Source organism: Roseateles sp. UC29_93 (genome assembly GCF_042695725.1).
Lineage (GTDB): Bacteria > Pseudomonadota > Gammaproteobacteria > Burkholderiales > Burkholderiaceae_C > Roseateles > Roseateles noduli_A.
On the sequence record NZ_CP170545.1, the window covers coordinates 5583897 to 5596567 of the forward strand.

Below are 12671 nucleotides of genomic sequence, written 5' to 3' on the forward strand. Positions count from 1 at the left end.
GACCGCTTCGGCACCGGGGACCCGTCCACTGACGATCCCCACCGCCGGAACAGCACAGAAAGCCCGCGCAGGACGCTGCCGCGGGCTTTTCTGTTTCTGCGCGACATTACGACATCTCCATCGAGACCAGGAACCAAGGAGCCCTCATGAGCCTGAAGGAACAGATCACCGAAGACATGAAGACGGCGATGCGCGCCAAGGACAGCGAACGCCTGGGCACGATCCGGCTGCTGCTGGCCGCGGTGAAGCAGAAGGAAGTGGACGAACGCGTCGTGGTGGACGACGTGATGCTGGTGGCCATCGTCGACAAGCTGATCAAGCAGCGCAAGGACTCGATCAGCCAGTTCACGGCGGCAGGCCGCATGGACCTGGCCGACAAGGAAACCGCGGAGCTGAAGGTGCTGGAGGTCTACCTGCCGCAGCGCTTGAGCGAAGACGAGATCAAGGCAGAAGTCGCCGCCATCGTGACGGAGCTGGGTGCCAAGGGCCCTGCCGACATGGGCAAGGTGATGGGCGCCGTGAAGGGCAAGCTGGCGGGCAAGGCCGACATGGGCCTGGTCTCGGCGGCGGTGAAAGCGGCGCTGGCGGGCTGAGCGCCCTCCTCGCTTCGACTCAACGACAGGAGTTCGCGATGGAACTGACCGTCCAACAATTGACGCCCGATTTCTGCGTCGCGCCGCAGCTGACGCCGGAGGCGATGGCTGCACTGGCCGAAGCCGGCTTCAAGTCGGTGATCAACAACCGGCCCGATTTCGAGCACGGCCCTGACCAGCCAACCAGCGAGCAGGTCCGCGCCGCGGCCGAAGCCGCGGGACTGGTGTATCGCCACTTGCCGGTGCAGGGCGGTTATCAATCGCCGGAAGAGATCGCCGCGATGCGCGCGTTGCTCGACGAAGTGCCGAAGCCGGTGCTGGCGTTCTGCCGTTCCGGCGCGCGTTCCACGCGCCTCTTCGCCGCCGCCACCCAACTCTGAGCCGACGAGAGCCCCTCGGTGCTTCAGATCGAGGCGACCGGGGGCCCTTTTCGGAGGTCAAGGAGGGAATTCGACTGCCGGGAGGCAGTCGAAGGAGGGACACGGAGAAAAGGGACCCCGGTCGCCTCGATCAACGCTCCATTCTTCGCATGTCGGGGCTTTCCCGCAGCCCCTCCCGAATTCAGGTTCCCGACAGCCCCCGCTGGCTACAGTCCACGTCTATACACAAGAAGCGAGCCCCCGTCGGGGTTCGAGATGGAGACCTGGACTCGTCGATGAAAGCCCTGCTTGCATTTGCCAAGGGCATCGACTGGCTGACGGACCGGTTCGGCACGCTTGCCGCCTGGGCTGTCCTGCTGTCGTGCTTTATCAGCGCCGCGAACGCGGTGATCCGCTACGGCCTGGACATCAGTTCCAACGCCTTCCTTGAGATCCAGTGGTACCTGTTCGCCGCCTGCGTGATGGGCGGCGCCGCGCAGGTGCTGCGGCTCAACGAGCATGTGCGCGTCGACATCCTCTACACGCGGCTGCGCGGCCACGGCAAGGTCTACGTCGACCTGTTCGGACTCATCGTCTTCCTGATCCCCGTGATGGGGTATGCGGGCTGGCTGTCGTGGGACTTCTTCCTGGTGAAGCTCACCACCGGCATGCGCGCGGAGGACACCGTCGCCGCGCTCGGCTACGGCGGTTATGCGTGGAAGCTGTTCACCAGCGGCGAGGTGTCAGGCAACGCCGGCGGGCTGATCCGCTGGCCGGCCGCGCTGACGCTGCCGGCGGGCTTCGCGCTCGTGTTCCTGCAGGGGATCTCGGAGGTGATCAAGCGCATCGGCTACCTGGCCCATCTCGTCGAGATGGACACGCACTACGAGAGGCCGCTGCAATGATCACGATGGAGCAATTCCCCCCGCTGATGTTCGCGGGGCTGATCATCATCATGCTGATCGGCTTCCCCGTGGCGTTCTCGCTGGCCGCGCTGGGCCTGGCCTGCGGCTTCTTCGCGGTGAGCCAGGGCTGGTTCCCGCCGTCGTTCATGTCGGCGCTGCCGCAGAACGTCTTCGGCATCCTCTCCAACGAACTGCTGCTCGCGATCCCCTTCTTCACGCTGATGGGCGCGTTGCTGGAGAAATGCGGCCTGGCCGAGGACATGCTCGATTCGATGGGCCAGCTCTTCGGGCCGGTGCGCGGCGGGCTGGGCTACTCGGTGATCATCGTGGGCTTCATCCTGGGCGCGATCACCGGCACGGTGGCGGGTCAGGTGATCGCGATGGCGATGATCTCGCTGCCGGTCATGATGCGCTACGGCTACAACATGCGCTACGCCACCGGCGTGCTGGCCGCCTCGGGGACGATCACGCAGCTGGTGCCGCCCTCCCTGGTGCTGGTGGTGCTGGCGGACCAGCTCGGCAAGCCCGTCGGCGACATGTACAAGGGCGCTTGGGGACCGTCGATCCTGCAAGTGCTGATCTTCGCGCTGTACACCTTCATGGTCTCGCGCTTCAGGCCGGAGCATGTGCCCGGCGTACCCAAGGAGGCGCGCACCCTTGACGGCTGGGCGCTGTGGGCGAAGTGCCTGCGCGGGATCATCCCGTCGGCGATCCTGATCTTCGCGGTGCTCGGCTCCATGGGCGGATTGCCCGGCATCGACAAGGCGATCTGCACGCCCACCGAGGCCGGCGCGATGGGGGCGGTCGGCGCGTTCATCCTGGCGGCGTCGCACCGGCGGCTGAACTGGCCGGTGGTCAAGGACGCCATGATCGGCACGATGCGCATCACCGCGATGGTGGTGTTCATCCTGATCGGGTCGCGGACCTTCTCCCTCGTGTTCCAGGGCGTCGAAGGCGGCAAGTGGATCGAGCACCTGCTCTCCAACCTGCCCGGCGGTCAGATCGGCTTCCTGATCGTCGTCAACCTCTTCATCTTCTTCCTGGCGTTCTTCCTCGACTTCTTCGAGATCGCCTTCATCATCCTGCCGCTGCTAGGCCCGGTCGCCGACAAGATGGGCATCGACCTCGTGTGGTTCGGCGTGATGCTCTGCGTGAACATGCAGACGAGCTTCATGCACCCGCCGTTCGGCTTCGCGCTGTTCTACCTGAGAGGGATCTCGGACACGCTGTTCAAGAACGGCGCGCTGCCCAAGCGGGTGCTTTCGAGCGATATCTACCTGGGCTCGATCCCCTGGGTGGTGATGCAGCTGATCCTGGTGGCGATCGTCATCTTCTTCCCGGTCACGGTGACGGCGTTCCTCGACAAGGCGGAAGCGGTCGACATGGACAAGGCGACGGAGATGCTCCAGGGCATCGACGCCGGCCAGGCTGAGCGCACCGATCCCAACGCGGACACGAACGCGCTGTTCGGATTGCCGGCGGAGGCCGCGTCCGCACCGGCCTCCGCTGCCTCTGAAGGAACTCCCTAGCGCGTCGAGGGCGGCATGTTCGACGCCTCCTTGATGCGATCCCAGGCGTCCTTCACCGCGGGCTTGGCGCGCGCCCATTCGAGCGACGAGCCCTGGCGCTGATTGCCCCAGTCCCGATGCAGCTCGGCTTCGAAGTCCTCGAAGTCCCGGTCCGGATAGCGGGCAAACGCATCGACCCCATAGGCATACGCCGGACCGAAGTCGTCATGCGTGTCGCCTTGCTGGATGTAGGGCCGGTTGGCGTAGTTGTCGCGCCAGTAGGCGGCCTCCTGCTCGTGGTCGTAGGCCTTGTCCCGGGGTTCGTTGAAGTCGGGCATGGGAGTCTCCGGAAGTCTTCGATGACCTTCGTCGGCAAGTGCCATGCCCTGCGCTCGCTACAGCCAACAGGCGCCGAGGACCTTCTGCTGACAACTGATCAGGCGCCGGTCGGCAACCGCGAACGACGCGGCAGTTGGCGGGCTTACTGCGGCGTGACGATCTTGAGCCCGACGATGCCCGCGGCGATCAGGCCGATGCACGCGAGCCTCGCCGGCGACGCCGACTCGCCCAGCAGCGCGATGCCCGCGATCGCGGTGCCGACGGCACCGATGCCCGTCCACACCGCGTAGGCCGTCCCCACCGGCAGATGCTTCAGCGCCCAGCCCAGCAGCACGACGCTCGTCACCATCGCCGCCACGGTGCCCACCGTCGGCCATGGCCGTGTGAACCCCTCCGTGTACTTCAGGCCGACGGCCCAGCCGATCTCGAACAATCCGGCCAGAAACAACACGCCCCACACCATCGCCATCTCCTTGAAAGTGGAATGGACGCCACTGTATGTTCGTGGCCCTGATAGTTAAAGTCAGCATCCATCAGATTGCCTGACAGATCACGGAGCACCATGGCTTTCGACCTCGACAACCTCCGCGTCTTCCTCGCGGCGATCGACCACGGTTCGTTCTCCGCTGCGGCGCGCGCGCTGGGGCGCGTGCCCTCAGCCGTCAGCATGACGATCGCGAACCTGGAAGCTCAGCTCGACCTCCCTCTCTTCGACCGCGCCGGCCGGGAACCCGTCCCCACCGCGCAGGCGCTCGCGCTGGTGCCGCAGGCGCGCCGGCTGGCCGAGCAGCTCGGCCAGCTCAACCGCCATGCGTTGTCGATGACCCAAGGGCTGGAGCCCTCGCTGACGATCACGGTCGTGCCCGAGCTCGTCGCAGCAACGCCATGGAGCGATGCACTGACGACGCTGTCCGCCGAGTTCCCGCTGCTGGACGTCGAGGTGCTGACCGCGCCGCAGGCGGACGCGCTCGCGATGCTGAAGTCCGGCCGCGCGCAACTGGCCCTCGTCTTCGAACGACAAGGACTCGACCCGTCGGAGCAGTTCCAGGAAGTGGCCCGCGAAACGCTGATCGCCGTCGCGGCAGCCTCGCATCCGATGCTCGCGCGCGATCCTTCAGCGCTCCGCGACGAGCACCTCATCGGCGAACGTCAGATCCTGGTCGCCGGTCGTGACGCCTGCGACGTCGACAAGCGGATCGCCGTCTCCCGCGTGCAATGGCGCACCGACAGTCCGGTGGCGGCCTTGCGGATGGTGTCCGCGGGCCTAGGATGGGCGTGGTTGCCGTCGGGGTTCGTGCGCGCGGCGCTGGCCTCGGGGGAACTGGTGCAGATTCCCGCAGGCAACTTCACGACCGCCCTGCAGCTCTACGTCGACGTCGTCTGGACGCAGACGCGGCCGCTCGGACTCGCCGCACGGCGTTTCGTCGAACTGCTGAACGGTCGCGAAGGCTGCTCCGGCACGATCGCTGGCGATCGGACGCCGGCAGGTACGCCGTTCAGCGGTAGCGCTCCGGATCCGGCGAGTCCGTCGGCTGAGCGACCACGCGCCGGAAAGCAGCGTTCATCGGCAGCTTCAGGTTGATGCCCGTCGGCGGCAGCGGCGACTCGAACCAGCGTCTGTAGATGGTGTGGATCTCGCCGCTGCGGTACAGGCCGGTCAGTACGTCGTCGACCATGGTCTTGAACATCGGATCGTCGCGATTGAGCCCGATCGCATAGGGCTCCACGGTCAACGCGCGATCGGAGATCACGTAGTCGTCCGTCGAGACCGCCGCACCCTGCTGCGCCAGCAGGCTGCGGATGATCACGTCGTCCATCATGAACGCGTCGGCGCGGCCGCTGCGCAGCAGCTGGAATGCGTCCGGATCGTCCAGCCCCGCGACGATGCGGATGTTCAGCCCCTGTTGCTCATTGACCTTGGCCAGGTGCTGGATGCTGGTCGTGCCGATGGTGCTCACCACCGGCCGGCCGCGAAGGTCGAGCAGGCTCTGCACCTTCTCGCCGTGGCGCGTCATCAGCTTGGTCTCGGCCACGAAGATCGTCACCGAGAATGCCTGGCTGCGCGCGCGCTCGGCGGTGTTGGTCGTGATGCCGCACTCCATGTCCAAGGTGCCGTTGCTGACCATCGGCATGCGCGTCGCCGAACCGACCGCGACGCGTCGCACCTCCAGGTCGGGCAGCTTGAGCCGCACGCGCAGCGACGCGATCACGCGCTCGCAGAGTTCGACGGAATAGCCCGTCGGCCGCAGCTGCGCGTCGAGATAGCTGAACGGTGCCGACGCCGGCCGGTAACCGATGACGACGACCCCGGTTTCGCGGATGCGCGTCAGCGTCGGGCCTTCGGGCGGTTGCGCCAGGCGCGACGCCGACGGTCCGGCGAGTCCCGGCTTGACCGGCGCGGCGCTCGCGGGCAACGCGCCCGCCGTCCACACCAACATCAGAAGGACCGCGGTCACAACGCTGACGATCCGCGCACTCATCGATCAGGCCTCGCCGTTTTCACCGTTTTCGCCGATGCCATCGGTGCCGCCTCGACCGGGGGCATCGTCCTGTCCGAGCGTTCCGGCGTCGAGCCGCCGCAATTCGTCGAGCCGCGCGCCGATCTTGATCTCCAGGCCGCGCGGCACGGGTTCATAGAAGCGCCGATCCTCGAGGCCGTCCGGCAGGTACTGCTCGCCGGCCACGTACGCACCGGGGAAGTCATGCGCGTAGCGATAGGCCTTGCCGTAGCCGAGCTCCTTCATGAGACGCGTCGGCGCGTTGCGCAGGTGGACCGGCACCGGCCGCGAGCTGTCCTGCTTGATCAGCGTGCGGACCTGGTTGTAGGCGTTGTAGACGGCATTCGACTTCGGCGCGATCGCCAGATAGACGACCGCCTGCGCCAGCGCGAGCTCGCCTTCCGGCGACCCGAGACGCTCATAGGTTTCGGCCGCGTCCAGGCAGATCCGCAGTGCACGCGGATCGGCGTTTCCAATGTCTTCGCTGGCCATCCGGACCAGTCGCCGCGTGATGTAGCGCGCATCGACACCGCCGTCGAGCATCCGCACCAGCCAATACAACGCCGCATCCGGATGGGAGCCTCGCACCGACTTGTGCAGCGCCGAAATGACGTCGTAGAACTGGTCGCCGCCCTTGTCGTAGCGCCGCAATTGCTCGCCCAGCGTGCGCTCCAGCAGTGCCTCGTCGATCTCCGCCGTGCCCGCGGGGGTCAGTTGCGCCACGGTCTCCAGCGTGTTCAGCAGACGCCGCGCATCGCCGTCGGCATAACCGATCAAGCGCAGCGTGGCGGCCTCGCTCACCGGTGGCGCGCCGAGCGCCTCGCGCCCGCGCGTCAGCAGTTCGCGCATGTCCTGCTCGTCCAGCGACTTCAGCACGTGCACCGTCGCCCGCGACAGCAGCGCCGAGTTCACCTCGAACGACGGGTTCTCGGTCGTCGCTCCGATGAAGCTGAACAGCCCCGACTCGACGTGCGGCAGGAAGGCGTCCTGCTGCGCCTTGTTGAAGCGGTGGACCTCATCGACGAACACGATCGTGCGCCGCCCCTGCCCCGCCGCGACCTGCGCGCGGTCGACCGCCTCGCGGATGTCCTTGACGCCGCCCAGGACCGCGGAGATCGCGATGAACTGTGCATCGAAGTGCTGCGTCATCAGGCGCGCCAGCGTCGTCTTGCCGACGCCGGGCGGACCCCACAGGATCATCGAATGCGGCCGGCCGCTCTCGAGCGCGACACGCAGCGGCATGCCCTCACCCAGCAGGTGGCGCTGGCCGACGACCTCGTCGAGCTTGTGCGGCCGCAGCCGTTCCGGCAGCGGTGCGTGCTGGCTCGGTGCGGCCCTCGCAGGCCGTCCGCCCGGGACGGAATCGAACTCGTCCGGAAAGAGCGACGCGTTGCTCATCGATGCTGACTCAGACGCCGCTCAGGGTTGGCGAGCGATGTCCGTGCCCGGCGGCGGGTTGAAGCGGAAGCGGTCGGCCGACACCTTGGCGTTCGGCTCGATCGCACTGAACTGCATCACCGACTGCTGGCCGAAACCGTCGACGATCTCCAGCGCGCCCAGTTCGCGACCTTTGAAACCGAGCTTCAGGCTCTGCAGACCGCTGTCGTTGCGCTTGGGCGTAGCCTGCACCCAGTCCAGGCCGTTCGCGGCCGGCAACGACTTCAGCGTGAAATCCTTCGACAGGTCGCCGCCCGCGAGCAGCGACACCGGCGTCGCGCCCAACGCCTGGTCCATGTTGCGGACGCTGGCCTGCTGCAGATCCGGGTCGTAGATCCACACTTCCTTGCCGTCGGCCACGATCAATTGCTCGGCCGGCTTGGCGTAGCTGAAGCGGAACTGGTTCGGGCGTTGGAACTCGAAGGTGCCGGTCGTCGTCTTCTTGCGCTTGCCATCGGGTGCGGTGACGGTCTGCGTGAACGCCGCGCGGCCGCTCTTCACTTCGGTGACGAACTGCTGCAGCGCGCTCACGCCGTCGGCGTGAGCCAATTGCGTGACGCAGACGGCGATCGCCGCGATGCCACGGGTCAGGATACGGAGCATGGAGGAAGCCTCAATCATTCGTCGCGTTCATTCGTCGCGTTCATTCGTCGCGTTCAGTGGTCGCGTCCGGTGACGCCGTCAGTCGTCCCGCTTGGGCACGATGATGTCGCGGTTGCCGTTGGTGGCCATCGCCGAGACGACACCGGACTTCTCCATCTGCTCCAGCAAACGGGCGGCCCGGTTGTAGCCGATGCGCAGATGTCTCTGCACCAGCGAGATCGATGCCCGCTTGTGCTGCAGGACGATGCCCACCGCCTGGTCGTACATCGGGTCGGATTCGCCGTCGCCGCCTGCTGTCAGGCCGGGCAGCCCATCGCCGCCCCCATCGCCGTCCAGCACGCCGCCTTCCAGGATGCCTTCGATGTAGTTGGGCTCGCCTTGCTCCTTCAGGTACTCGACGACGCGATGCACCTCGTCGTCGCTGACGAACGCGCCGTGCACGCGCACCGGCAGGCCGGTACCCGACGCCATGTAGAGCATGTCGCCCATGCCCAGCAGCGCTTCCGCGCCCATCTGGTCGAGGATGGTCCGCGAGTCGATCTTGCTCGATACCTGGAAGGACAGGCGCGTCGGGATGTTGGCCTTGATCAGGCCGGTGATCACGTCGACCGACGGACGTTGCGTCGCGAGGATCAGATGGATGCCGGCCGCCCGCGCCTTCTGCGCCAGGCGGGCGATCAGTTCCTCGATCTTCTTGCCGACGACCATCATCAGGTCGGCCAGTTCGTCGATGACGACGACGATGTGCGGCAGACGCTCCAGCGGTTCCGGCTCTTCCGGCGTCAGGCTGAACGGGTTGGGGATCTTCTCCTCGCGTTCGGCCGCGTCGGCGATCTTCTTGTTGAAGCCCGCGAGGTTGCGCACGCCCATCTTGGACATGAGCTTGTAGCGCCGCTCCATCTCGTTGACACACCAGTTCAACGCGTTGCTGGCCTGCTTCATGTCGGTCACGACGGGTGCCAGCAGATGCGGGATGCCTTCGTAGACGCTCATTTCGAGCATCTTCGGATCGATCAGGATCAGACGGACATCGCGGGCCTCGGCCTTGTAGAGCACCGACAGGATCATCGCGTTGATGCCCACCGACTTGCCCGAGCCGGTCGTGCCGGCCACCAGGCAGTGCGGCATCTTGGCCAGGTCGGCCACCACCGGCAGACCGACGATGTCCTTGCCCAGGCCCATCGTCAGCGGCGACGCGGCGTCGGCGTAGACCTGGGAGCCCAGGATCTCGGACAGCCGGATGGTCTGGCGGCGCGCGTTCGGCAGCTCCAGCGCCATGTAGTTCTTGCCCGGGATGGTCTCGACGACGCGGATCGAGGTCAGGCTCAACGAGCGCGCCAGGTCCTTGGCCAGGCCCAGGATCTGCGAGCCCTTCACGCCGGTCGCCGGCTCAATCTCGTAACGCGTGATCACCGGCCCCGGCGAGGCCGCCACCACCCGCACATCGACGCCGAAGTCCTTCAACTTCTTCTCGATCATGCGGCTGGTCATCTCCAGCGATTCGGGCGTCACCGTCTCGATGCGCGGCGGCGGCGCGTCCAACAGGTCCACCTGGGGCAGCTTCGCGTCCGTCGGATCGGTGAACAGCGTCTGCTGGCGCTCCTTGATGACGCGCGTGGACTTCGGCACCTCGGCGACCGGCGGCTCGATGACGATCGGGATGTGATGCTCTTCCTCGACCAGACGCTCGACCTCGACGACCGCTTCGCGCTCGCGTTTGGCTTCCTTGCCGACGCGCTTGTCCTCGGCGATCTCGCGACGGACCTCGCGCTTCTCGATCAGACGTTCGATCTTGGTTCCGATCTGCTCGGCCACGCGCAGCCAGGAGAACTTCAGCGCCAACGACACGCCGGCCACCAGCGCGGCGATCCACACGACGCCAGAACCCGCGAAGCCGAGCAGCTTCATGCTGGCGGGTCCGAGCAGGTAGCCCAACACGCCGCCGGCATGTCCGGGCAGGTGCGACTCCCAGCCATAGAGGCGGGTCCATTCGAGCGCGCAGCTCGCGGCCATCAGGAGAACGAGGCCGGCTACCGTCGGCAGGCGCTCCTTGAAGGTCAGCATCGGGCCGCCGTCGGCGCGCAGCATGCGCGCCAGGCCGCTCAGCCACGCACGCAGCGAGATGAGCATCAGCCACCAGCAGGAGTAGCCGAAGCCGAACAGCATCAGGTCGGAGATCCAGGCGCCGAGCGCACCGACGCGGTTGTGCGCCGGGGCTGAGGTGCCGGCCGTACTGAAGGCCGCATCGGCGCGGTCATGGCTGACCATGGCGAGCAAGACCAGGCACCACACCAGCGCGCCGATCAGCAGCCACAGCGGCGTGCGCAGCGGACTGGGAGGCGCGGGCGGCGCGGCGGGCGGCGCGGCCTTCTTGGACTTGCGTGCCGGCGCGGGGCGCTCGGTCGGAGCGGCGTCGTCACCGCCGCCCAGCAGGGAACCGGGAAAACTCATTCCTCGATTGTGACGCACAAGCCCCGCGTCCCGGACGCGGGGCTCCTCACCAAGGTGAAGAAACGTTGAAGCGTCAGTCTCTGGCGCCTCAGTCGTGCTGCAGGCGTTCCTTGATGACCACGGAGCCGTTCTCGAGCGTCTCGATGACGCCCTTGTCCTCCAGGTCCTTCATGACGCGGCTGACCATCTCGCGCGACGCGCCGACGACCTTCGCCATGTCCTGCCGCGATACCTTGCCGCGAATGATCTTCACGCCCTTCTCTTCCTCCGCCATGTCCAGCAGCGTACGCGCGACGCGACCGTAGACATCGAGCAGCGCGAGCGACTCGATCTGGCGGTCCGCGTTTCTCAGCCGCGCGACGAGGCCGCGCAGGATGCCGTAGGCCAGGCTCGACGAATCCGGCAGACCGCGTCCGAAATCGGCGCGGCCCAGCACCAGCATGTCGGTCTGCACCTCGGCGCGGACCGTGGCCGAGTGCGGCTCGTTGTCGATGAGGCTCATCTCGCCGACGTAGTCGCCAGGCTGCAGCACGGCGAGGATGACTTCGCGGCCGCGGCTGTCCGCGGTCAGCACGCGGGCGCGGCCGTTGAGCAGGATGAAGAGCGCGTTGGACTTGGTGCCCTGCTCGACGATCAACTCGCCGCGTTTGAAGCGCCGTTTGACGACGCTGTCCGCGATGGACTGGGCCTGGTCGGCGGTCAGCAGGGAGAACAAGGGAACCCTGCGGATCAGATCCAAATTGGACAACATGGCCATGAAGGGATGCCTCCTGTCGGGGGTTAGGGTCAATCGTGGTTGTCAGGATGGCAGAGAGACCCGCCACCTAGAATGGATGCATTGTGCCAATTTGTTCACGCCTGTTCATAGGGTCAACGCCATAGGCCGCCCGCCGGTCCCCTTAGGCTGTCGACCCTTGCGTCCGTTGAACGCATCCCCATTTCCCCCGTCATGAGCCAAAACACCCGCCACGCCCAGCTGTTGATCCTCGGTTCCGGCCCCGCCGGCTACACCGCCGCCATCTATGCGGCGCGTGCCAACTTGAAGCCGCTTCTGGTGACGGGCATGGCGCAAGGGGGTCAGTTGATGACCACGACCGAAGTGGACAACTGGCCCGCCGACGTGATGGGCGTGCAAGGCCCCGAACTGATGCAGCGCTTCCAGGAACACGCCGAGCGTTTCCAGACCGAGATCGTCTTCGACCACATCAACAGCGTCGACTTTTCCAAGCGTCCGTTCACGCTCACCGGCGACAGCGCGGTCTACACGGCCGACGCGGTGATCCTGGCCACCGGCGCTTCCGCGCAATACCTGGGACTGCCGTCGGAAGAATCGTTCATGGGCCGCGGCGTCAGCGCCTGCGCGACTTGCGACGGCTTCTTCTATCGCGAGCAGGAAGTCTGCGTCGTCGGCGGCGGCAATACCGCGGTCGAGGAAGCGCTGTACCTGTCCAACATCGCCAGCAAGGTCCATCTGATCCACCGTCGCGACAAGTTCCGCGCCGAGCCGATCCTGGTCGACAAGCTGATGGACAAGGTCAAGGCCGGCAAGATCGAACTGCACGCGTTCCAGACGCTGGACGAGGTGCTGGGCGACGCGAGCGGCGTGACCGGCGTGCGCATCAAGAGCACGCAGGACGGCACGACCACCGACATCAAGTTGCAGGGCTGCTTCATCGCGATCGGTCACAAGCCCAACACGGACATCTTCCAGGGCCAGATCGAAATGAAGGACGGCTACATCCGCACGAAGAGCGGTCTGGAAGGCTTCGCCACGATGACCACCGTGCCGGGCGTGTTCGCCGCGGGCGACGTGCAGGACCATGTGTATCGCCAGGCCATCACCAGTGCCGGCACCGGCTGCATGGCGGCGCTGGATGCTCAGCGTTTCCTGGAGCAGGAATCAGCCTGACCCTTCCGCTCTGCGCGACCGTGGCGCCCCTGGACGGGCCCCCCCCCGAGGCTCACTGACCGGCCCGCC

The 12671-nt window shown here is 66.5% G+C and carries 13 protein-coding genes; 6 read left to right on the plus strand and 7 right to left on the minus strand.

Going from position 1 to position 12671, the window contains the following annotated elements:
- Window positions 1-146 precede the first annotated feature (146 nt).
- The 4 genes from ACFJIX_RS25920 (at window position 147) to ACFJIX_RS25935 (ending at window position 3386) form a co-directional block, all read left to right on the plus strand.
- On the plus strand, window positions 147-593 hold the full coding sequence (locus ACFJIX_RS25920) for a GatB/YqeY domain-containing protein (protein ID WP_377155483.1): 447 nt from the start codon (window positions 147-149) through the stop codon (window positions 591-593).
- A gap of 38 nt (window positions 594-631) precedes the next feature.
- Window positions 632-973, plus strand: a complete 342-nt coding sequence (locus ACFJIX_RS25925) for a TIGR01244 family sulfur transferase (protein ID WP_377155484.1) — start codon at window positions 632-634, stop codon at window positions 971-973.
- Window positions 974-1248: 275 nt separating this feature from the next.
- Window positions 1249-1857, plus strand: coding sequence for a TRAP transporter small permease subunit (locus tag ACFJIX_RS25930; RefSeq protein WP_377155485.1), 609 nt, complete (start codon window positions 1249-1251; stop codon window positions 1855-1857).
- Window positions 1857-3386 (plus strand): TRAP transporter large permease subunit, encoded by a 1530-nt coding sequence (locus tag ACFJIX_RS25935; protein WP_377161980.1) that lies wholly within the window; start codon window positions 1857-1859, stop codon window positions 3384-3386. The genes ACFJIX_RS25930 and ACFJIX_RS25935 overlap by 1 nt, the downstream gene beginning before the upstream one ends.
- Here the strand turns inward: ACFJIX_RS25935 and ACFJIX_RS25940 are convergent.
- Window positions 3383-3703: a hypothetical protein gene (locus ACFJIX_RS25940; RefSeq protein ID WP_377155486.1), complete on the minus strand. Its 321-nt coding sequence runs from the start codon at window positions 3701-3703 to the stop codon at window positions 3383-3385. The two genes, ACFJIX_RS25935 and ACFJIX_RS25940, sit on opposite strands and share 4 nt — an antisense overlap.
- 143 nt (window positions 3704-3846) lie before the next feature.
- Window positions 3847-4167 (minus strand): quaternary ammonium compound efflux SMR transporter SugE, encoded by a 321-nt coding sequence (gene sugE / locus ACFJIX_RS25945; RefSeq protein ID WP_377155488.1) that lies wholly within the window; start codon window positions 4165-4167, stop codon window positions 3847-3849.
- 99 nt (window positions 4168-4266) lie between these two features.
- Here sugE and ACFJIX_RS25950 point away from each other — a divergent pair, with 99 nt between their 5' ends.
- Window positions 4267-5286 carry a LysR family transcriptional regulator gene (locus ACFJIX_RS25950; protein ID WP_377155489.1) on the plus strand — a complete coding sequence of 340 codons (1020 nt, stop codon included), beginning with the start codon at window positions 4267-4269 and terminating at the stop codon, window positions 5284-5286.
- On the opposite strand, the gene ACFJIX_RS25955 is transcribed toward ACFJIX_RS25950, so the two are convergent.
- The 5 genes from ACFJIX_RS25955 to ACFJIX_RS25975 all read right to left on the minus strand — a co-directional run bounded on the left by ACFJIX_RS25955 (window position 5201) and on the right by ACFJIX_RS25975 (window position 11450).
- Complete coding sequence (locus ACFJIX_RS25955; RefSeq protein WP_377155490.1) at window positions 5201-6160, minus strand: amino acid ABC transporter substrate-binding protein; 960 nt, start codon at window positions 6158-6160, stop codon at window positions 5201-5203. The two genes, ACFJIX_RS25950 and ACFJIX_RS25955, sit on opposite strands and share 86 nt — an antisense overlap.
- Window positions 6161-6187: 27 nt before the next feature.
- Window positions 6188-7600 carry a replication-associated recombination protein A gene (locus ACFJIX_RS25960; RefSeq protein ID WP_377155491.1) on the minus strand — a complete coding sequence of 471 codons (1413 nt, stop codon included), beginning with the start codon at window positions 7598-7600 and terminating at the stop codon, window positions 6188-6190.
- Window positions 7601-7621: 21 nt separating this feature from the next.
- Complete coding sequence (lolA, locus tag ACFJIX_RS25965; protein WP_377155492.1) at window positions 7622-8242, minus strand: outer membrane lipoprotein chaperone LolA; 621 nt, start codon at window positions 8240-8242, stop codon at window positions 7622-7624.
- Window positions 8243-8320: 78 nt separating this feature from the next.
- The gene (locus ACFJIX_RS25970) at window positions 8321-10693 is read right to left on the minus strand and encodes a DNA translocase FtsK (protein ID WP_377155493.1); all 2373 of its coding nucleotides are present in this window, start codon (window positions 10691-10693) and stop codon (window positions 8321-8323) included.
- Between the two features lie 88 nt (window positions 10694-10781).
- Window positions 10782-11450, minus strand: coding sequence for a Crp/Fnr family transcriptional regulator (locus ACFJIX_RS25975; protein WP_067273553.1), 669 nt, complete (start codon window positions 11448-11450; stop codon window positions 10782-10784).
- A gap of 192 nt (window positions 11451-11642) precedes the next feature.
- On the opposite strand from ACFJIX_RS25975, the gene trxB reads away from it, so the two are divergent.
- Window positions 11643-12602, plus strand: coding sequence for a thioredoxin-disulfide reductase (trxB, locus tag ACFJIX_RS25980; protein WP_377155494.1), 960 nt, complete (start codon window positions 11643-11645; stop codon window positions 12600-12602).
- The last annotated feature ends 69 nt before the right edge of the window (window positions 12603-12671 follow it).